Annotated in this window: 21 protein-coding genes; 10 read left to right on the forward strand and 11 right to left on the reverse strand. The window is 63.2% G+C overall.

Annotated features, from left to right (window positions below):
* Position 1 precedes the first annotated feature (1 nt).
* On the forward strand, positions 2-724 hold the full coding sequence (locus BP38_RS0110470) for a phosphatidylserine decarboxylase (protein ID WP_035724647.1): 723 nt from the start codon (positions 2-4) through the stop codon (positions 722-724).
* Complete coding sequence (gene pssA, locus BP38_RS20175) at positions 721-1,578, forward strand: CDP-diacylglycerol--serine O-phosphatidyltransferase (protein ID WP_245602383.1); 858 nt, start codon at positions 721-723, stop codon at positions 1,576-1,578. The genes BP38_RS0110470 and pssA overlap by 4 nt, the downstream gene beginning before the upstream one ends.
* A 171-nt stretch (positions 1,579-1,749) precedes the next feature.
* Here pssA and BP38_RS0110480 read toward each other — a convergent pair whose 3' ends face one another.
* Complete coding sequence (locus tag BP38_RS0110480) at positions 1,750-2,484, reverse strand: Bax inhibitor-1/YccA family protein (RefSeq protein WP_051609226.1); 735 nt, start codon at positions 2,482-2,484, stop codon at positions 1,750-1,752.
* A gap of 368 nt (positions 2,485-2,852) precedes the next feature.
* On the opposite strand from BP38_RS0110480, the gene BP38_RS0110485 reads away from it, so the two are divergent.
* Positions 2,853-3,611, forward strand: a complete 759-nt coding sequence (locus tag BP38_RS0110485; RefSeq protein ID WP_026987684.1) for an SDR family NAD(P)-dependent oxidoreductase — start codon at positions 2,853-2,855, stop codon at positions 3,609-3,611.
* A gap of 34 nt (positions 3,612-3,645) precedes the next feature.
* Here BP38_RS0110485 and BP38_RS0110490 read toward each other — a convergent pair whose 3' ends face one another.
* The 6 genes from BP38_RS0110490 to BP38_RS0110515 form a co-directional block, all read right to left on the reverse strand.
* Positions 3,646-4,131 carry a cupin domain-containing protein gene (locus BP38_RS0110490; protein WP_026987685.1) on the reverse strand — a complete coding sequence of 162 codons (486 nt, stop codon included), beginning with the start codon at positions 4,129-4,131 and terminating at the stop codon, positions 3,646-3,648.
* Positions 4,132-4,220: 89 nt separating this feature from the next.
* On the reverse strand, positions 4,221-5,831 hold the full coding sequence (locus BP38_RS0110495) for a BCCT family transporter (RefSeq protein WP_026987686.1): 1,611 nt from the start codon (positions 5,829-5,831) through the stop codon (positions 4,221-4,223).
* Positions 5,832-6,360: 529 nt separating this feature from the next.
* Entirely contained in the window at positions 6,361-7,428 is a 1,068-nt protein-coding gene (arsB, locus tag BP38_RS20180; RefSeq protein WP_035724648.1) for an ACR3 family arsenite efflux transporter, read from the reverse strand.
* 48 nt (positions 7,429-7,476) lie between these two features.
* Positions 7,477-7,842: an ArsR/SmtB family transcription factor gene (locus BP38_RS20185; RefSeq protein WP_051609240.1), complete on the reverse strand. Its 366-nt coding sequence runs from the start codon at positions 7,840-7,842 to the stop codon at positions 7,477-7,479.
* Positions 7,843-7,926: 84 nt separating this feature from the next.
* Positions 7,927-10,458 carry an ABC transporter permease gene (locus BP38_RS0110510; RefSeq protein WP_051609241.1) on the reverse strand — a complete coding sequence of 844 codons (2,532 nt, stop codon included), beginning with the start codon at positions 10,456-10,458 and terminating at the stop codon, positions 7,927-7,929.
* A gap of 23 nt (positions 10,459-10,481) precedes the next feature.
* A complete protein-coding gene (locus tag BP38_RS0110515) occupies positions 10,482-11,195 on the reverse strand; it encodes an ABC transporter ATP-binding protein (RefSeq protein WP_035724649.1) in 714 nt (237 codons plus the stop codon).
* A gap of 242 nt (positions 11,196-11,437) precedes the next feature.
* Here BP38_RS0110515 and BP38_RS0110520 point away from each other — a divergent pair, with 242 nt between their 5' ends.
* The 7 genes from BP38_RS0110520 (at position 11,438) to BP38_RS0110550 (ending at position 16,695) form a co-directional block, all read left to right on the forward strand.
* Positions 11,438-12,097 carry an arylesterase gene (locus tag BP38_RS0110520; RefSeq protein ID WP_026987689.1) on the forward strand — a complete coding sequence of 220 codons (660 nt, stop codon included), beginning with the start codon at positions 11,438-11,440 and terminating at the stop codon, positions 12,095-12,097.
* Positions 12,098-12,177: 80 nt separating this feature from the next.
* Positions 12,178-13,224, forward strand: a complete 1,047-nt coding sequence (locus BP38_RS0110525; RefSeq protein WP_437123995.1) for an NADP(H)-dependent aldo-keto reductase — start codon at positions 12,178-12,180, stop codon at positions 13,222-13,224.
* Between the two features lie 121 nt (positions 13,225-13,345).
* Positions 13,346-13,906 carry an RNA 2',3'-cyclic phosphodiesterase gene (gene thpR / locus BP38_RS0110530; protein WP_026987691.1) on the forward strand — a complete coding sequence of 187 codons (561 nt, stop codon included), beginning with the start codon at positions 13,346-13,348 and terminating at the stop codon, positions 13,904-13,906.
* Positions 13,907-13,996: 90 nt separating this feature from the next.
* Positions 13,997-14,401 carry a tellurite resistance TerB family protein gene (locus tag BP38_RS0110535; RefSeq protein ID WP_026987692.1) on the forward strand — a complete coding sequence of 135 codons (405 nt, stop codon included), beginning with the start codon at positions 13,997-13,999 and terminating at the stop codon, positions 14,399-14,401.
* A gap of 125 nt (positions 14,402-14,526) precedes the next feature.
* Positions 14,527-14,790 carry an usg protein gene (locus BP38_RS0110540; RefSeq protein ID WP_026987693.1) on the forward strand — a complete coding sequence of 88 codons (264 nt, stop codon included), beginning with the start codon at positions 14,527-14,529 and terminating at the stop codon, positions 14,788-14,790.
* Between the two features lie 106 nt (positions 14,791-14,896).
* Positions 14,897-15,982 carry a COX15/CtaA family protein gene (locus BP38_RS20195; RefSeq protein ID WP_051609228.1) on the forward strand — a complete coding sequence of 362 codons (1,086 nt, stop codon included), beginning with the start codon at positions 14,897-14,899 and terminating at the stop codon, positions 15,980-15,982.
* A gap of 71 nt (positions 15,983-16,053) precedes the next feature.
* Positions 16,054-16,695: a glutathione S-transferase family protein gene (locus BP38_RS0110550; RefSeq protein WP_051609229.1), complete on the forward strand. Its 642-nt coding sequence runs from the start codon at positions 16,054-16,056 to the stop codon at positions 16,693-16,695.
* 135 nt (positions 16,696-16,830) lie between these two features.
* Here the strand turns inward: BP38_RS0110550 and BP38_RS0110555 are convergent, their stop codons facing one another.
* From BP38_RS0110555 to cobB, 4 genes are all read right to left on the reverse strand, one after another.
* On the reverse strand, positions 16,831-17,874 hold the full coding sequence (locus BP38_RS0110555) for a sodium:calcium antiporter (protein WP_026987695.1): 1,044 nt from the start codon (positions 17,872-17,874) through the stop codon (positions 16,831-16,833).
* A gap of 152 nt (positions 17,875-18,026) precedes the next feature.
* Complete coding sequence (locus BP38_RS0110560) at positions 18,027-18,650, reverse strand: DedA family protein (RefSeq protein WP_026987696.1); 624 nt, start codon at positions 18,648-18,650, stop codon at positions 18,027-18,029.
* A gap of 12 nt (positions 18,651-18,662) precedes the next feature.
* A complete protein-coding gene (locus tag BP38_RS0110565) occupies positions 18,663-19,262 on the reverse strand; it encodes a uracil-DNA glycosylase family protein (protein WP_322098951.1) in 600 nt (199 codons plus the stop codon).
* Positions 19,259-19,990, reverse strand: a complete 732-nt coding sequence (gene cobB, locus BP38_RS0110570; protein ID WP_026987698.1) for a Sir2 family NAD+-dependent deacetylase — start codon at positions 19,988-19,990, stop codon at positions 19,259-19,261. Before cobB ends, BP38_RS0110565 begins: the two co-directional genes overlap by 4 nt.
* Between the last annotated feature and the right edge of the window lie 2 nt (positions 19,991-19,992).

Below are 19,992 nucleotides of genomic sequence, written 5' to 3' on the forward strand. Positions count from 1 at the left end.
CGTGACCTCCCCTAGCGACATCCTGAAGCCGGTCCTGGTTCCCATCCATTCTGCGGGCTATCCCTTCATTGCCGGCTTTGCCGCCGCCACCCTGCTGCTGGGTCTGCTGTGGGCCCCGCTGCTGATCCCCGGAGGGCTGCTGACCGCCTGGTGCATCTATTTCTTCCGCGACCCGCCGCGGGTAACACCCCAGCGCGAAGGACTGGTGATCTCGCCCGCGGACGGCATCGTCCTGCCCCATGTCCAGGCCGCCCCGCCGCCGGAGCTGGGCCTGGGCGAAACGGCGCGCACACGCATCAGCATCTTCATGAACGTCTTCGACGTCCACGTGAACCGCACCCCGGTCAGCGGCCGCCTGCGTCACCTGGCCTATCACAAGGGCCGCTTCCTCAATGCCTCTCTGGACAAGGCCAGCGCATACAACGAACGCAACGCGCTCTGCATCGAACTGCCGGATGGGCGCGACATCGTCGTGGTCCAGATCGCCGGCCTGGTCGCACGGCGCATCTTGTGCGAGGTCCGTGAAGGGCATAGCCTGATCCAGGGTGAACGCTTCGGCATGATCCGTTTCGGCAGCCGCCTGGACGTCTACCTGCCCGAGGGCGTGGCCCCGCTGGTCAGTCCGGGGCAGCGCATGATCGCCGGCGAAAGCGTGCTGGCCGACCTGATGCCCGAAGGCTACAGCCAGGAAGCCCGGGACGGGCGTTCCGGAAAGAGTACATGATGCTGAATCGCCGCAGGAACCGTCGCAAGCACCGTCGCCCCCAGAGCGCCTCGCTCGGACGCCTGGTGCCCAACGCTCTGACCGTGGCGGCGCTGTCCTCGGGCCTGACCGCAGTGCGCTTTGCCTACGAGGGGAGCTGGAACGCCGCCATCGTCGCCATCCTAGTTGCCGCCATTCTGGACGGCCTGGATGGACGCATGGCGCGCCTTCTGCGCGCCACCAGCGAGTTCGGCGCGGAACTGGACTCCCTGTCCGACGTGATCGCCTTCGGCGTGGCGCCGGCCATGATCCTCTATTTCTGGTCCCTGGACGGGCCGGGCAGTGCAGCCTGGGTCGTGGCCCTGTTCTACGTCGTCTGTGTCGCCCTGCGCCTGGCGCGCTACAACACCGACCAGGACAAGCCCAGCTATGCCTACAACTACTTCACCGGCATCCCCTCTCCCGCCGGGGCCATACTGGTGCTGCTGCCCCTCGTGATCAGCCGCGAGATCGGCAACGACCTGGTGGGCAATCCGCTGTTCATATCCGGCTGGATGGCGCTGATCGGTGTCCTGATGGTCACGCACATCCCCACCTTTGCCATCCGCAGCCAACGCATCCCCAACCGCTATGTGCTACCCCTGCTGGCCGCGGTCGGGCTGATCAGCGCCGGCCTTGCCGAACGGCCCTGGTGGACCATAACGCTGGGCAGCGTAGTCTACCTTGTCAGCATTCCGCTGTCCTACTGGTCCTTCAAGCGCCTCGAGGCCAAGGTGGCACAGGCAGAGGCCGAAAGCACCGAAACGCCACAGGCCACCACGGATGACCCCCAGGCCACCGCTGACGGCCCTGTTCCGCTGCGCAAACACAAGTAGACCGGAGGTCAACTGCGGCACGGGAACGCTGCAGCTGCATCACATCTGAACGCGCCCTCACGGCAGGTTGACCAAGGAATGGCTCGGGGTCCCTGAAATGGCGTGGAAGCCCATGAAAAAGGCCCGGATGCGAACACCCGGGCCTTATCGTCTCATGCTGTTCTCATGCGGTTATTCGCGCATGATCCCCAGGATGCTGAGGATGTAGATGAACAGAGTCACGAAGGAGCCGTAGAGCATGAAGGCCCCGAAGATGGCCTTGCGCATGGTGATATCGGCACCATCGCTCTCCTGGTACATCTTCTTGATCATCTGGGTCTCATAGGCGGTCAGCCCGGAGAAGACCAGGACCACCAGAACCGACAGGCCAAGCTGGAACATGCCGCTCTGGATGAAGAAGGCATTGACCAACAGGGCGATCAGCAGGCCGATCGTGGCCATTGCCAGGAACGCCCCGATCGGGCCCAGGTTGCGCTTCGTGGTGTAGCCATAAAGACTGAGCCCGGCGAAAGCACCGGCCGTGATGAAGAAGGCACGTGCGATCATCATCGGGTCAATGGCCGCATAGGCCGCCATCATCGGACCCAACAGGGCCCCCCAGAGCGCGGCATAGACCCAGAAACAGGCCTGAGCCGCCCCAATGGACTTTGACATCATGATCTTCGGCGCAAAGAAGCCGAGACCCATGATGCCGATGAAGAACAGCCAGAACGAGGATGCCACGGCCTGAACCAGGGCCGGGTTCATGGCGACGACCATTGCGATCGCGCCCGTGAAGGCGATCCCCAGTGACATGTAGTTGTAGACGCGCAGCATGTACTGGCGCAGGCCGGCATCAATCTGTTCCGCCGTTTGCGCCCGGCTCTGCGCGCCGGTCATATAATTGCGATCTGGACCGAGGGCCATCTCACTCCTCTCTTTCGAAATGCTGTGTTCGACTGCAATAGATATGAGGCATTCTCACATGCAAATCAATCGAATCCGGAGGGGCAAGCCCTGCAAAAAATGCAGGTATCGCGCAATCTTGCCCCGTTTCCATCATAATCTCCCTTGCGCGCCAGGAAAACAGGACTGCCGTATCCGACCTCTAAAAATCGAAAGGCGATGCCTTGGTTGACGCTGTCCCCGGAGGGCTGGATTCGAAGCGTAGCCACCTTGTGAGAAACAGAAGGTTCCAGGGCGCGCATAGGTCCGGCAACAGGCGTGCCGTGACAGGCCGGCTCCAGGCAGTGATAGTTCCCTGGAATAACGCAACAGAACGGGATGGAGTCGAGATGGATCTGAAACTGACTGGAAAAAGCGCCCTGGTCACAGGTGCCAGTTCCGGTATCGGAGCGGGAATTGCCCGGGTGCTGGCCGACGAGGGCGTGCAGCTCGTCATGACCGCCACAAATCGGGAGCGCCTGGAAACGGTGGCCGACGAGATCGTGGCCGCCGGACACGAGAAACCTGCCCTTGTCACCGCGGACATCACCGATCCACAGGCCGTGAATTCACTGGCCGAAGAGGCGCAAGGCATCCTGGAGGGGATCGACATCCTGGTGAACGCCGCAGGTAGTTCCCGGCCCACGGATACGCAAGCCGACGATGCCTTCTGGGAGGAAGCCTTCGAACTGAACTTCTCGTCGGCGCGGCGCCTGACACAGGCCCTGCTGCCCGCCATGCGCAAGCGGCAATGGGGCCGCATCGTCAACATCAGCGGCACCATGGAGCCGCGCAGCCTCAATGCTGCGAGCGCCGCCAAGGCGGCCCTGCATGTCTGGGCCAAGGGCCTGTCCTGCGACGTGGCCGCCGAAGGCGTGACCGTGAACTGCGTGGCACCCGGGCGCATCAACAGCGCCCAGATCCGGGACCGCCTGCATCCCACCGAGGAAAGCCGTCAGGAATTCATCGCCCGCAACATCCCGGCCGGCACCTTCGGCGAACCCGAGGACATGGCATACATGACGGCCTTCCTTGCCTCACCGTTGGCCTGGTACATCACGGGTGCGGTCATTCCCGTGGACGGCGGCATGCACTACTTCGCACACTGAAAGACAAGGATAGCGGCAAGCCCAGGACCAGGACTCAGAAAGGCTGGCCATCCTTGTGCGTGAACTGCCAGGTTCCGTCCGACCCCAGGACCGCCTGCAAGTCGTCCTGGGGATAGTAGACCGCATCACCGCTGCTGCGATCCCCAACCTCCAGGAAGACGGCATCCTGGTCCGTACGATTAACCAGGTGGTGGGCCTGACCGCCGGCAGGAAAACCGGCACACATGCCTGGCGACAAGGTAACCTCTCCCTCCTCGGTGATCAGCGTCGGCGCGCCCTCCAGGATATAGACGAACTCGTCCTGACGGCTGTGACGATGCAGCAGGGCCGATTCGCCTCCAGGCGCCAGGCGAGTCAGGTTTACGCCGAAGTTTGCCAGGCCGAACAGCGTGCCCAATGGGCGCTTCTCCCGCTTCGCCATGCGGCTGAAGAAGGGTTCGGGATAGTTCGAGGGCTTGCTGCGTTTTTCGGCCTCCTCTGCCCTGAGGGCGCGCGGCGCCGTGCGTGCGGATTCGTTCATGGCCTTGCCTCCTTTCCCGGCCATGCAAGCAGAGCGATCCGGATGTGTCGAGATCACCCGCAGGGGCAATCCCGACACACAAATCCCCGCTAGAGCTTCTTGACTTCAGGAGGTGGGCCGACTTTCACATGCGAAACCTCCTCGCTCCTCAGACCGCGCGCCAGGGCAAAGATCATGGCGAAGACCAGTACGAAGATCGGAAGACCGATGACCGTAATGACCTGTTGCAAGGCCTCCAGGCCGACGGAGCCCGCCAGCACGATCAGCATCGCAGCGACCGCGCCCTCGGCCACGCCCCAGAACACGCGCTGGCGCACGGGTCCGGGCTCGGCATCTCCGGTGCAGAGCATATCGACAACCAGGGAGGCCGAATCCGACGAGGTGGCGAAGAATATGGCCACGATGACGATGGCCAGGCCCTGGATCAGGGTGGTCCCGGGGAAGTGCTCGAAGAAGGCGAACATGGCCAGTGGCACGCTTTCGGCAACTGCCGCCGATAGCTGTCCGGCCTGATCGCCCATGGCTTCGCGGGCAGCCGAGCCGATGCCGTCGATCTCCATGGCCGACCAGCCGAAGATCGCAAACCAGACCAGGGTGAAAAGCGAGGGCGCGAAGAGCACACCCAGAACGAATTCACGGATCGTGCGCCCCCTGGAAATGCGGGCGACGAAGATGCCGATGAAGGGGGACCAGGTGACGGTCCAGGTCCAGTAGAAGACCGTCCAACTGCCCTGCCAGCCCCAGCGACCGTCCTCCTGGGTGTACTGTGCGAGGGTATCGTTCCAGAACGCCATGGGCACGATATTCGAGATATAGATCCCCAGTGTCTCGACGACCCCCCTCAGCAGGAACACCGTCGAACCGGCCACGAGCACGAAGAGCATGAGCCCCGTCGCCATGCCGATATTGATGTTGGACAGCAGTTTCACGCCGCTGTCGAGCCCGGCGACGATCGAACTGACGGCAACCATGGTCAGTACGATGATGATGAGGACCTTGGTCGTCACACTGTCGGATACGCCGGTCAATTCCGTCAGCCCGGCATTGATCTGGGACGTCCCAAGCCCGATCGACACGGCAACACCGAACAGTGTGCCCAGGACGGCAAAGATATCGATGGTCTTGCCGATGGGGCCATAGATCTTGTCGTGAAGCAGGGGGTAGAACACGGAACTCACCCGCACAGGCAGGTTATAGCGATAGATGAAATAGGCGAACGCCAGGCCGGGCAGCGTGAATATGGTCCAGGTATGCAGCCCGAGATGATAGAGCGAGAAGCCTATGGCGTCCCGTGCGGCCTCCACGGTATGGGGTTCCACGTCAGCCCGGGGCGGGTTGGAGAAGTGGAAGACCGGCTCGGCCACACCCCAGAACATCAGGACGGTGCCGATACCACCGGCGAAAAGCATCGTGAACCAGGACAGGTTCCCGTACGCCGGCCTGGCGTCCTCCCCGCCCAGACGGATATTGCCGTAGCGGCTGATGGCCACCCACAGCAGGAATAAAAGCCAGACATTCACCCCGAAAATGAAAAACCAGCCCAGGTTGGTGACAATCCACTCGCGCCCTGCGGTGAAGGCATCCCGTATGGACTCCGGCATGATGACCAGGGCCAACAGAAAGACGATCATGGCAGCGGCGGACACGAAGAAGATGGTTGGCTCGGTACGCAGCCCGAGACGTTTTGCGAGTTCGTCCATATCAGCATTCCCCTGTTCTCGGTTATGCTTCAGGCCTGAAATCTGCTTTATCGGCCGCGTCCTATCCTCTTCGCGCGACGATACGGTCCTCTCTTTCCTTGGCCCGACCCAGCCCGGCTTCCAGGAAGCGGGACAAGTATTCTTGCACTAAGGTTACACGCACCTGCCAGCATGCATTGTTATTACGCTACATTGCAATCGATCTTTGAATACTCCGACACCCAAGGCCAATATTTGTCATAAGGCAGGCAGAAATCTTCAAGTTTTAACAACCACAGGACAGACTCGATCTGCCCGGCTGAAGAAAACTATTACAAAGTGAGCCTTGAATGGTTCCCAGGCGGCCAGAGATCACTGGCTGCCCCGAAGTCCTGGATTGACGAGAGGCGAAAGGGCTCAGCAGCGCCCTGCCCAGCAAGTACGCCCAAAGTACCGATGGCCGTAATGATTGCTGCAGTGGGCGCGATCAGCGACTGCCGCCACTGTCCAGCTATTTCAGTGCATCTGCCTTGCTGTCACCAGAACGGGCCTACTGCTTCCCCTGAGATGGCTCGTCAGTCTCACCCTGGGGAAACCAGTTCCGTGTGCGATTGGCGAAGGCCACCAGCGAGAGCATGACCGGCACTTCGACCAGGACGCCCACCACCGTGACCAGGGCGGCTCCCGAATTGAGCCCGAACAGGCCGATGGCCACGGCCACGGCCAGTTCGAAGAAGTTCGAGGTCCCGATTAATGCGCAGGGAGCCGCCACGTTGAAGGGCACGCGCCACAGCCAGGCGGCCGTATAGGCCAGGGCAAAGATGCCGTAGGACTGGATCAGCAGCGGCACGGCAATCAATGCGATCAGCAGCGGCTGGTCGAGGATGACCGGCCCCTGGAACCCGAAAAGCAGCACCACGGTCGCCAACAGCCCCAGTACCGACAGGGGTTTTACCCGGCCTGTAAAGCGCGCCACTTCGGCTTCGCCCTGGGGACCGTCGCCTGCCCTTTGCGTCAACTTCCTGCGGGTCAGTGCGCCTGCAATCAAGGGGATGACGACATAGAGCAAGACGGAAAGCAGCAGTGTTTCCCAGGGCACCGAAAGGTCGGTCACACCCAGCAACAGGGCCACGATCGGCGCAAAGGCGAAGACCATGATCACGTCGTTCAACGAGACCTGGACCAGAGTGTAGTTGGGATCACCGCGTGTCAGCTGGGACCATACGAAGACCATCGCCGTGCAGGGCGCCGCACCCAGCAGAATGAGGCCGGCGATGTACTGCCCGGAATTCGCCGGATCGATCAGCCCGGCAAAGAGGTATTCGAAAAACAGCACGCCCAGAGCCGCCATAGTGAAGGGCTTGATCAGCCAGTTCACCGCCAAGGTGATGATCAGGCCCTTCGGCCGTTCATGGACCCGTTTCAGGCTGGAGAAATCCACGGCCACCATCATGGGGTAGACCATGAACCAGATCAGGATGGCGACCAGGAAATTGACGGAGCCATACTCCAGGCCGGCCAGAACCCCGAACAGCCCGGGCAGAAGGCTGCCCAGGCCAACCCCTGCCACGATGCAGAGCGCAACCCAAAGGGACAGATAGCGTTCGAAATTCGACATATGGCTGGTCTTTCCCGGCTTGAACAGAGGGTATCGGTGCAACGGCTATCAGGCTTCCCGAGGGCGGTAACAGTCCGGTCCCGTCAGTTCACCCTGGCTGTCCTGTTCGAAGATCCGTTCCAGCAGGTCGGCCAGCGGCAGGAGCCGGCTTGGATCAAGGGAATAGCAGACCCGCGGGCGTTCGATCTCGCCGACAATGACGCCGGCGGCCTTCAGGATGCGCAGATGCTCGGAAACGGTGGACTGCGCAAGACCGACCTCGGCGACAATGTCGCCGCCGATGCAGGATTGCTTGTCCAGCAGCAGCCGGACGATGCGAATGCGCACCGGATGGGCCAAGGCCTTGGCGAGGTGCGCCACCTCCTCGTCCCTATCCGATGCAGAAACTTGTTGAAAGCTGGAGAGGCTCGTCATGGGCAGAGCAATCCGTATATCGTCGATTGGCGATACATAGCATGCCGAACCAAGGGCCTCAAGCAACACGCCAGGCCAGGTCGCTCAATCGTTGCGCAGCAGGGGACCCGCTTTCTGTGACAGGGCACGCCAGGTGCCGGCGAAGCCGAAGATCAGGGTAACCGCCACAGCGGCCAGCACGGTAACGACGGCCTGCAGCGGCAGGAAGTGGAACTCCGCCTTCATCACGAAGACCAGAACGGCCCAGGCGCCCATCGTTCCGAAGGCGACCGCCACCAGGGCCGCACTCGTGCCCAGCAGGCTGAATTCCATCAGGTAGGCACGCGCCAAGTCCCGGCGTGTCGCGCCCAGTACCTTGAGAACCACGGAATCATAGATCCGCCGCTGTTGCCCGGCCGCCACGGCCCCGGCCAGAACCAACAGGCCCGCCAACAGGGTGACGGAGCCTGTGGCGGTCACGGCCGCCGCCGCATTGCGCAGGATCTCGGCCAGACTGCCCAGGGCCTCCTTCACGCGGATGGGCGAGACGTTCGGGTAACGGTCGGTCACCATGCGCTCGAGCGCCAGCTCCTGCTCGGGGTCCAGGCGAACGGTCGCAATCTGCGACTGAGGTGCTGCCTCCAGCATGCCAGGGGAGAAGATCATGACGAAATTGATGGCTAGGTCCGACCAGTCGATCTCGCGCAGGTTGGCGATTTCGACCTCGATATTGCGCCCCAGGACATTGATCGTCATTTCGTCCCCGGGACCCAGGTCCAGGGCCTCCCCCACCTCGTTGTCCAGCGAGACCAGGGGCGGGCCGTCATAATCGGCTGGCCACCAGTCACCTTCCGTGATCCGCGCACCCACTGGCGGTTCGGCCGACCAGGTCAGTCCGCGATCGCCCCGGAACACCCAACGAATGTCCTCGGGAATGTCCATCTGCTCGGGCGCCATGCCGTTCACCTCGGCGATGCGCCCACGCAGCATCGGAACGTGATTCACTTCCTCGACCCCCTCGAAGTCCCGCACGTCCTGAACGAAGCTGTCGATCTGATCGGGTTGGATATCGATGAAATAGAAGCCGGGCGCCTCTTCGGGCATGTCCTCCAGCACCTGGCGCTTCAGATTGCCCTCGATCAGCGCAATGGCCACCAGCACGGTCAGCCCCAGGCCCAGCGATGTGATCACGCTGCCCGTCGCCGCGCCGGGACGGTAAAGGTTGGCAATGGCCAGCCGCAACCCGGGCCGGCGGCTGCGTGGCAGCTTGCGTGCGGCATAGGCCAGGCCGGCCGCGGTAACCCGGAAGGCCAGCAGCGCGGCAATGGCACCGCCCACGAAGCCCAGGGCCACACGGCCCCCATCCGTTCCCAGGACAGCCACCGCAACCAGGGCGCCCCCCAGCAGCAGGATGGTCAGGGCCACCCTGGGCGAGGGGCGCGCACGGGTCTGCGAGACCAGGCCGCGGAACAGGGCCGCCGCGGGAATCTGCTGGGCTTGTGACAGTGGCCAGAGCGAGAAGACCAGTGTGGTCAGAACACCGAAGACCGTCGCCAGAAGCAGCGGATAGAGATAGACACCTGTTGCTATGGGATAGTTCAGGCGCTCGGCCAGAAGGGGACCGAAGACCAGCGGCGTCATCGCCCCGATCAGCAGGCCGCCCAGTATGCCGGCCAGGGCCAGGACCATGATCTGCAGCAGGTAGGTCATGAAGACCATCCGCGCCGTCGCGCCCAGGCACTTCATCGTGGCAATGGTCGCGCGTCGGCTTTGCAGGAAACTGCGCACCGCATTGGCGATACCAACCCCACCGACCAGCAGGGACGTCAGCCCCACCAGGGTCATGAAGATGGTGATCTGATTGACGAAGCGGTCCAGGCCCGGCGCCGCATTGCTGAGGTCGCTGACACGCCATCCGGCATCGGGAAAGCGCGCGTTCAATCGCTCCTTCCAGCTTTCCACCCCCTCGCCTTCCGGCAGGTCCAGGCGATAGTGGTGATAGATCAGGCTGCCGGGCTGGGCCAAGCCGCTTTGCTCCAGGCCTTCCTGGGAAATCATGACACGCGGACCCAGTGTAAAGGCGCGTGTGGTCCGGTCGGGTTCGTGCGTGATCACCCCGCGGATCTGAAAGCGGCTTTCACCAAGCTCGACCCTGTCGCCCCTGTCCAGTTCCAGGCGGTCCAGGACGCCGCGGTCCACAAGCACGCCTCGCACGTCCTCCCGGTCGGCCAGGAGCGCCTGCGGGTCCTCGTTGGATTCGAGTTCCAGGCTGCCATAGAGCGGATAGGCGTCATCCACGCCCTTCAGCTCGACAAGCCGGCGCTGGTCCGGGTTCTCGGCACTGCGGACCATGCCCCGCATTTCCGTGGTGTGGGAAAATCGCGCGCTGTTCTCGCGCAGCCAGCCGGATTCTTCCTCTGTGGCCGAGCGGTGGATGAGCCGCAGTTCCACCTCGCCCCCCATAAGGCTGCGCCCATTGCGCTCCAGCCCCGTCATCAGGGCCTCGGACAGGGACTGCACGCCGGCTATAGCCGCCACACCCAGCAGCAGGCAGGCCAGGAAGATCCGGAAGCCCTTCAGGCCACCGCGCATCTCGCGACGCGCCATGCGGGCGGCCAGAGCCAGTGAAGACGCCATGTTTCTGGAAGTTCCCTTGGCCGTCATGCGCGCGAGGCCGCCCGGCTGCTGTCGTCCGCCTGTTCCTCCAGGTACTGGTCCGAGACGATTTCGCCATCGGCAATGCGGATGCGCCGCTCACAGCGCTCGGCCAATGCCGGGTCGTGGGTGATCAGCAGCAGAGTCGTGTTGTGCGTGCGTTGCAGGGAGAACAGCAGGTCGATCACCTTACCGCCCGTCTCGCCGTCGAGGTTGCCCGTCGGCTCGTCGGCCAGCAGCAGGTCCGGCGAGGTGGCGAAGGCGCGGGCCAAGGCAACCCGCTGCTGCTCGCCGCCCGAAAGCTGGCCGGGGTAGTGATCCAGCCTATGATCCAGCCCGACATCGGCCAGGACCTCGGCGGCCCGTTCGAAAGCCTCGCTGCGACCGGCGAACTCCAGGGGAACAGCCACATTCTCGCGGGCCGTCATGGTGGGGATCAGATGGAAATCCTGGAACACGATTCCGATCCGGTCCCGCCGGAATTCAGCCAGGCCGTCCTCGTCCAGCCGGCCGATATCCTGGCCGGCAACCTCGATACGGCCGCCCGTGGACCGTTCCAGTCCGGCCGAAACCATCAGCAGCGAGGTCTTGCCGGAGCCCGAGGGCCCCACAAGCGAAACCGTCTCACCGCGGGCAATGGAGAGGGTGATGCCGCGCAGGACATGCACCTCGGCCGCCGTGCCCCGATAGGTCAGGTGCAGGTCCTGCAGGTGGATCATTGGGGTATCATCGGGGCTTTCGTGACCGTTGCGGGGCAAGACGGACTCCTGGAACAATTCGAAATGGCGGGCACAGCCGACGGACTGGAAACATTTGCTGCAGTTCCCGATATAGGCTTCCCTGCAAGCGGATCAACGCAGGCTTGCCTTGATTGCGCCATTCTGCAGCTTAACTCTGTGCATGTCAGAATTATGGCTCTGACCCAAGAATCCGCATGAATCGCTCCAACTTTCGGTATCTCATGACAAAGACGACATTCCTGCCGGTTTTCCTCTGCGTTGCCCTGTTGTTCACCCTGCCGGCCCTGGCCCAGGACAGACTGCAGTTGATGGCTTATGGCGACTCGCTGGTCCACGGCTATGGCCTGAGCGATGGCGACACCTTTCCCGACCAGCTGGAATCCGCCCTTCAGGACCGCGGGCACCAGGTGGACGTCCTGAACGCCGGAAATTCCGGAGACACTTCACGCGCCGGCCTTTCGCGCGTCGACTGGGCCCTGGCCGACGATCCCGACGCGGTGATCCTGGTTCTGGGGGCCAACGATGCCCTGCGCGGACTCGAGCCCGATGCCATGGAGGACAACCTTTCCAAGCTGATCACCCGCTTCCAGGAGGAGGAACTGCCCATTCTGCTGGCCGGGATGATGGCCCCCCGGAACATGGGACAGGATTACACCGAGGACTTCGATGCCGTCTTCCCGCGCCTGGCCGAGAAACACGACGTCCTTTTCTATCCCTTTTTCCTGAAGGACGTGGCCGCCGAACGCGATCTCAACCAGGACGATGGCATCCATCCCAACGCCGAGGGCGTGTCGGTCATCGTCGAGAACATCCTGCCCAAGGTCGAGGAATTGATCGAGACGACGCGCAGCGCATCCACCGACGACGACGGCGCCTCCTGACACCTGACTTGCGTTCCGGCCTGTCTCTCTTCAGAAAGAGGCCGCCACAAAGCAAGCAATCCGCAACAGAACGGAGTTTCATGATGCAATACCGTCCGCTCGGTCGTACCGGCCTGAACGTGAGCGCGCTCTGCCTGGGGACCATGACCTGGGGCGAGCAGAACAGTCCCGAGGAGGCCTTCGAACAGATGGACTACGCCGTGGCCAACGGCGTCAACTTCTTCGACACGGCCGAGATGTATCCCATTGCAACGCGTGCGGAGACCTATGGCCGGACCGAGGAAATCATCGGCGACTGGCTGGCCGCCCGCGGCGGACGCGACAAGCTGATCCTGGCCACCAAGGCCGTTGGACCGGGTGGGGACCGTTTTCCCTACATCCGCGATGGACAGCCCCGTCTCAATCGCCGGCACATCCAGCAGGCCGTGGATGACAGCCTGAAGCGCCTGCAGACCGACTACATCGATCTCTATCAGCTGCACTGGCCGGAACGCACGACCGACCGTTTCGGCAAACTGGGCTTCCGTGAGGTGGCCGACGAGGAGACCGTGCCCATCGAGGAAACCCTGGCGGCCCTGGACGAACAGGTGCGCGCCGGCAAGATTCGTCACATCGGCCTGTCCAACGAGACGGCCTGGGGCACCATGACCTTCCTGAAGCTGGCTGAATCCGGCAAGGGGCCGCGTGTCGCTTCCGTCCAGAATCCCTACAGCCTGCTCAATCGCAGCTTCGAGACCGGCCTGGCCGAGGTGGCGCTGCGCGAGGACTGCGGCCTATTGGCCTACGCCCCCGTCGCCGCCGGCGTGCTGACCGGAAAGTACCAGGGCGGCCGCCGCCCCGAGGGCGCCCGCCTGACCCTATTCCCGCAGAACTCGCGCTACATGAACCCCCAGGCCGATGCCGCCGTTGCAAAGTACGTGGCGCTGGCGCGTGCCTGGGATCTCGACCCGGCGGTCATGGCCCATGCCTATGTCTTCAGCCGGGCCTTCGTGACCGCTTCCATTGTCGGGGCCACGCGGATGGAGCACCTGAAGCTGGCCTTCCAGGGCGAGCAGGCCACCCTGCCCGAGGAACTGCTGGAGAGCATCGAGCAGATCCACGCCGAGCACACCTATCCCTGTCCCTGAATACCTCCTTCTCTGACCGGCTGTATTCCGGCCCCGCTCGTTTTGCAGAAAGACCCTTGCCAGCACGGCCCTGCTAAAGGCTATGCTGGCAGGGTCGCAAGCCGGTGCAGGAGGAAAGGTCATGAGACTCTTTACAGCCCTCGCCTTGCCAGAGGAGGTCCGCGAGGAACTCTCCGCCATCTGCAGCGGCGTCCCGGGCGCCCGCTGGATTCCGCCGGAGAACATGCACCTGACCTTGCGTTTCATCGGCGAGGTGGATAACGCCCTGGCCCGGGACATCGACGACATGCTGTTGGGGCTCAACGGCAAGGGATTCGAGTTGACCCTGTCCGGCGTTGATGTCTTTACCGACGGGCCGCGCATCACCTCCCTCTGGGCCGGAGTGGAAGCCAACGAAGCGCTCAACCGCCTGCAGGGCAAGGTGGAGCAGGCCGTCATCCGCGCCGGTCTTCCGCCTGAACGGCGAAAGTTCAAGCCGCACGTCACCCTGGCCCGCGGGCGAATCGAGAACGGACGCAAACTGCAGCAGTTCATGTCCCACAATGCGCTGCTGAAGATAGGCCCCTTCCGAGTCGAGGACTTCGTGCTCTTCTCCAGTTTCCTCTCCCAGTCGGGACCGCTTTATACCGAAGAGGCCAGCTATCCCCTCGAACCGGTCTATGCCCAGATGCCAATGCGGTGACAGAGTCTGGACAGGACGGCTGGACCTTGACCTGCAAGCGCCGGCACGCCAAGTCTTGCGTTCACCAACGACCCTCAGAAGGCAGGCTACATGCTCGATCATCACAGTGCTCTCATCTATTCCATGGTCCTGGCGTCCGCAGCGGACCAGGAGATGAACGACCAGGAAGTCGAGATGATGAGCGAAATCATCAAGTTTTTGCCGGCCTTCCGGGATTACGATCTCAACCAGCTCTCCAGTACGGCGCGGGCCTGTGCCGAGATGCTGCGGGACGAGGAGGGGTTGGAGCTCGCCGTCGAGAAGATTCGCCAGTCCCTGCCGCAGCCCCTTTGTGAAACCGCCTACGCCCTGGCCTGCGATGTTGTCGCTGCAGACGGCACGGCCACCCAGGAAGAATTGCGCCTGCTTGAACTGCTGCGCCACCGCCTGGAAGTCCCGCGCCTGGAGGCGGCCGCCATCGAGCGCGGTGCAGCAGCCCGGTTTCGACAGGCCTGAAATTGGCAGCAGTCACACTCGATGGCTGCCAATTATTTGTTATAATTCACTTTTTTGTTGCGCGCAGTGAAGTTTGTCGCTCAGAATCTTCCTCGGTTCCAAGTTGAACGGAGGTCTTATGAGCCATGAACGCAGTCGCTCTTCAACTTCGTGACTACCGCCTGACGACGGCGGAAATTCTCTATCACATGCCGGATCATCCCGGCCTGTTGCAGACCTTTGTCTGGCAGGAATATGACCTGGCACCAAAATTTCCGGAACTCCGCCGCTTCCTGGATTTCTGGAGCCGGAACCTGGACGGCAAGCTTCATTCCGTGAAGGTCGCCAACCAGAAAATCATATCCGCAAGCGACTGGATGACCCACGACTGCGAACTCACGCTTCACTGAGACCCGCCCACCTGGGCGCGGCGGCAAAGCGTCGCGCCCCGCTGGCTTGGCGCACGGCTGGTCACAGCCTATTGTCTGCTGAACCGCAGGCAGCACAGGAATAGGCATGGCCACCCAGCTTTCATACGGCAGCACTCGAAACAAAGGCGCCGCACTCACGGACCCTGGCCGGCCGCGCGCGGTAATCGCCTGGCTGCTGGCCTGTGCCTTCATGGTCTTTGCCATGGCGGTGATCGGTGCCATCACGCGGCTGACGGAGTCCGGCCTCTCGATCATGGAATGGGCGCCTCTGAGCGGAACCCTGCCGCCTTTGTCCGATGCCGAGTGGCAGCGCCTCTTCGCACTCTACAAGACGATCCCCCAGTATCAGCAGATCAACGCCGGCATGTCGCTGGCCGAATTCAAGACCATCTTCTGGTGGGAATACATCCATCGTCTCTGGGGCCGCAGCATCGGCCTGGTCTTTGCCCTGCCCCTGGCCTGGTTCTGGTGGCGGGGCCGCTTGCCGGCCTGGCTGAAACCCCACCTGTTGACCCTTCTGGGGCTGGGTGCGCTGCAGGGCGTGATGGGCTGGTACATGGTCGCCAGCGGTTTCGCCGACCGGGTCTCGGTCAGCCAGTATCGCCTGACCCTGCATCTGGGCCTGGCCATCTTCATCTATGGCTACATGCTCTGGCTGATCTTTCGCCTGGCATGGCCGGACGCTGGCGAGGAGAGTGCGGAGGGCCCACTGCACCGGCTTCGGCGCGGCCTGCTGGGCCTGCTCCTGTTGCTGTCCGTCACGCTGGTCTCGGGCGCCTTTGTCGCCGGTCTGAACGCCGGACTGACCTACAACAGCTTTCCCCTGATGGATGGCCGCCTGGTTCCCTCGGGCTATGGACAGCTCTCCCCCTGGATCCTGAACTCCTTCGAGAACATCGCCGCCGTTCAGTTCAATCACCGCCTGCTGGCCAGCCTGACACTGCTGGCCACACTGGGAATCTATTTCTGGGCCCTGCGCCTTCCGCTCACCGCAGCCGGCCAGTGGGCGCTCTCCCTGGTCGCGCTAGCGGCAGTGGGGCAATTCACCCTGGGAGTCGTGACCCTGCTCGCCGTAGTGCCGGTCAGCCTGGGCGCGGCCCACCAGGCCGGCGCGCTGTTGCTGCTGACGGCTGTGCTGCACGCGCTCTATCGCCTGCGGCCCAAAGCATGAAACAGCGCCACAGCGGACTTTTACAGCCCCCTTCGCTCGGCTAGGCTGCGCATCCATACAACAGAGAACAGATGAGAGGACCCATCATGATTCTGGCCGGACGCAACCTGTCCCCCTTCACGCGCCGCTGTGCCATCTCGTTGATCCATGCCGGCATGTCCTATGAAATGGATGAGTTGAACGCCGCGCAGGAGAAGGAAAAGGTCCAGCAGTACAACAAACTCGGCCGCGTGCCGGCGCTGAAGCTGGACGACGGCACCTGCCTGGTGGACAGTTGGGCCATCCTGGACTGGATCGACCAGACGGCCGGCCCGGACAAGGCCCTGGTTCCAGCCAGCAGCGACGCCCGGCGCGATGTCCTGCGCCTGACCGCCTATGCCATGGGCACCATGGAAAAGGCCGTGGCCTATTTCTATGAAACCGGGCTGCGCCCCGAGGACAAGCGCTGGAAAGACTGGGGCGACCGCCTCGGCTCTCAGGTCGTCGACGGCTTCACCTTTCTGGAGGAAGCACTCGGCGACAGCGAATGGCTTCACGGCAATCGCATGACCCAGGCGGACATCACCACCGTCTGCGCCTATGACTTTGCCACGGTACGCGCAGCCGACCTGCTGGACGGCGGCAAACGCTTCCCGAAGCTGGCCGCCTTCACCGATCGCTGCAACAAGCTGGAGCCCTTCGCGAAGACCAACCTGGACCCCTATCGCGGCTGATCCCGCCTTTCAGCCAAGGTCAGGTTTCCAGAGTCAGACTGCATTCGTGACCTACAGACATGGCAGGACCATGGTGCTTCCAAGCCTTGCCGTGTCTGGGGGCCCTCAGCTTCACCACTGACATGCAACTGCCCGTCAACCTGAGCTGTTCGTCACCTGAAGCAGGATCGCTCCAGCATAGATAACAAGTAGCGCTAGGCTCTCCACACCGATGCGCCCAGGCCCAGTGCGTTGTCGCAGGATCAGCCCGCCCAGGAGAACTCCCGTCATCAGGAGGGCGGTGACGGTCCAGAAATGGTCCGCCATCCCCGTTGCGTGGTAGAGTGAGCCTTCGCGGTAGGAAACATCCGCGGCCGTCAGGAAGAGCGTGTCGAAGATGTTTCCGCCAATGATCCCGCCGACGGCCAGTTGCAAGGCCCCGCGCCGCACCGCCGCTATGGTCGTGACCAGTTCGGGCAGCGAGGTCACCACCGCCGTCGCCAGCGCCCCCACCAGCGATTCCGAAAGCGCCAGGCGGGCCGCGATCTCGGCTGCGGTCTTGGAGATCACCCAGCCGCCCAGGCCCATCAGGATCATCAGCATGGCGAAGCTGGCAAACAGGCGCAGATTGCTTTTCCGGCGCGTGGCGGGGTCCTCGCGCTCGGGCGTGTCCTCGCGGGTTTGCCGCGTCGAGACCGGCTTCCACATGGGTGTCTCTTTCAGCGCACGCGTGGCAAACAGCGCGCTCACATAGACAACCGGGATCAGCAGGGAGACGGGATGCACCGCTAAGAGAGTGAATTCCTTCAGGCTGATTGCTAGCAGAGGCAAGGTCAGAAGTACGATCAGCACCACGGCCTGGAAGATGTTGGCGATCTCGGCCGCGGCATGTTCCAGGTTGGCCTTGCGATAGGTCAGGTCCGCAATGGCCAGGAAGGCTGTCTGGGCCGCAATTCCACCGATACTGTTGGAGTACGCCAGCGAAGCGTGGCCATCCAGCGCGGCCGTGATCGACACGATCGTCCCGCTGAACGACGTGGCCGCACCCAGCAGGACGGCGCCCGAGATGGCTTCGCCCAAACCCGTCCTGTCGGCCAGAACGTCCGCCAGTGCAGTGATGCGCAGGCCGCTGAACAGGACCAGCAGCGCGGCGAGCGCGAAACCCGCCAGCAACCCCAGCATCGACCATTGCTCAAGCATGCTCCCTGTCCTTTCCTATCCTGACGGCCCTCCACGCGGGCACAGGCAAGATGAGTCGGTGCCTGCTGTACCTGCAATGGAACCTGTCCGCGAGATCAAGGTCCTGTCCTGCCCACCTGGCCCGCCGCACCCGACGATGCCCACCAAACTCGCTATGAACGCGCCCCCAGCCAGCGGCGCAGCAGATACCAGGCCAGCAGCACCAGAACCGCCAGGCCCAGGAGCACAACCACCACCTCCCAGCGCTCCGGCTGGGTCCGGGCCCAGACCACGCCTTTGGCCGCCAGATAGCCCGGCGCCAGGAGGACGGGAACCCAGACAATGGCCGACACCACATTGGCCAACTGGAAACGCAGCTGTGGCATGCGAAGCGTGCCGGCCATCAGCGGCACACTGGCCCGCAGCGGTCCGATGAAACGGCCCAGGAAGATCGAGGCTATACCATATCGGCGGAAGAACAGGCGGCCCCGGGCCAGCATGCGCCGGTTACGCCTGAACAGCGGCACCCGCAGCAGGCGCAGGCCCAGCCAGCGCCCTAGCCAATAGGAGACACTGTCGCCCAGAATGGCGCCGGGAATGCTGCTCAGCAGCACGGGCCAGGGATCCATGGCCCCGGCGCCGATCAGGCCACCACAGGCCATGATCAGGGCCGTGAATGGCAGCAAAACACCAACCACGGCCAGGGATTCGCCAAAGGCCATCACGAACAGGATGGGAGCAATCCACGGTCCGTTCGCCTGCACAAAGACCAGAAGATCGTTGAGCCAACTGTCCATCTGGCCCGGCCTCTATGCCGGTGCCAGCAGATGCCGGACCCGAGCCCGCAGATCCGGCAACAGCACTTCCGCAAACCAGGAATTGCGCCTCAGCCAGGCTGTGTTTCGCCAACTGGGGTGCGGCAGCGGAAGAAAGTCAGGCAGGTAGCTGCGCCAGTTCCAGACCGTGTCGGTCAAGCTGCGCGCACGCCGCTCGCCCAGATACCAGCCCTGTGCGTAACTGCCGACCAGCAGGGTCAATTCCACCGAGGCCATCAATGGACGCAGTACGGGATGCCATGTGGGCGCACAGATCTTCATGGGCGGTCGGTCGCCGCCACGCGGATCGCGCCCGGGATAACACAGCCCCATGGGCATGATGGCGATGCGTTCGGCGTCATAGAAGGTCTCGCGGTCCACCTGCAACCAGTCGCGCAGGCGCTCGCCCGAAGCATCGTTGAACGGCAGGCCGCTTTCATGAACTTTCGTCCCCGGTGCCTGCCCCACGATCAGCAATCGCGCTGTCGTGCTGGCCTGAATCACGGGCCGAGGCCCCAGGGGAAGCTGATCGGCACAGAGCCGGCAAGCCCGCGCCTGGTCCAGCGCTTCCTCCAGGCGGTCAGGCTGCATCATCGTCGCGCCGCGCCCTTCAGCAGGCTGCGTACATAAGCCGGCACGACCTCCGAGGCCGGCCCGTGATGATGCTCATGGAACAGGTCCCGGCCCTCGCTGGGCTCCAGGTTCAGCTCCACGGTATGCCCGCGTCCGGCCATGCGCACCTCCTGCACGAAGCCGGCGGCCGGATAGACGGAGCCCGACGTACCAATGGAAAGAAACAGATCACAGCTCTCCAGCTCAGTTGCGATGCGCTCCATCTCGAAGGGCATTTCGCCGAACCAGACCACATGGGGCCGCAGGCCACCGCTTTGACCACAGGCAGGACAGCGGCTGGAGACCTGCAGGTCATCCCGCCACGCATGCACTGCAGAGCACGCCTCGCAACGTGCCTTGAAAAGCTCGCCATGCATGTGGATCAGGTTGTGGCTGCCAGCCCGTTCGTGAAGATCGTCGATGTTCTGCGTCACCAGCAGCACGTCTCCAGGCCAGTCGCGCTCCAGTTCCGCCAGCGCAAGATGGGCCGGATTCGGCTTTATTGCGACATCGCACAGCCCGGCGCGCCGGTCGTTGTAGAAGGCCTGGACGCCTTCCGGGTCGCGAGCAAAGGCTTCGGGCGTCGCCACGTCCTCGATCCGCACCTGGGCCCAGATGCCATCGGCATCGCGGAAGGTGTTCAGTCCGGATTCCCGGGACACGCCCGCGCCGGTCAGGATGACGATTTTTCCTTCGGGGTGCAGCTTCATGA

It is taken from the genome of Fodinicurvata fenggangensis DSM 21160 (genome assembly GCF_000686045.1).
GTDB lineage: Bacteria > Pseudomonadota > Alphaproteobacteria > Kiloniellales > DSM-21159 > Fodinicurvata > Fodinicurvata fenggangensis.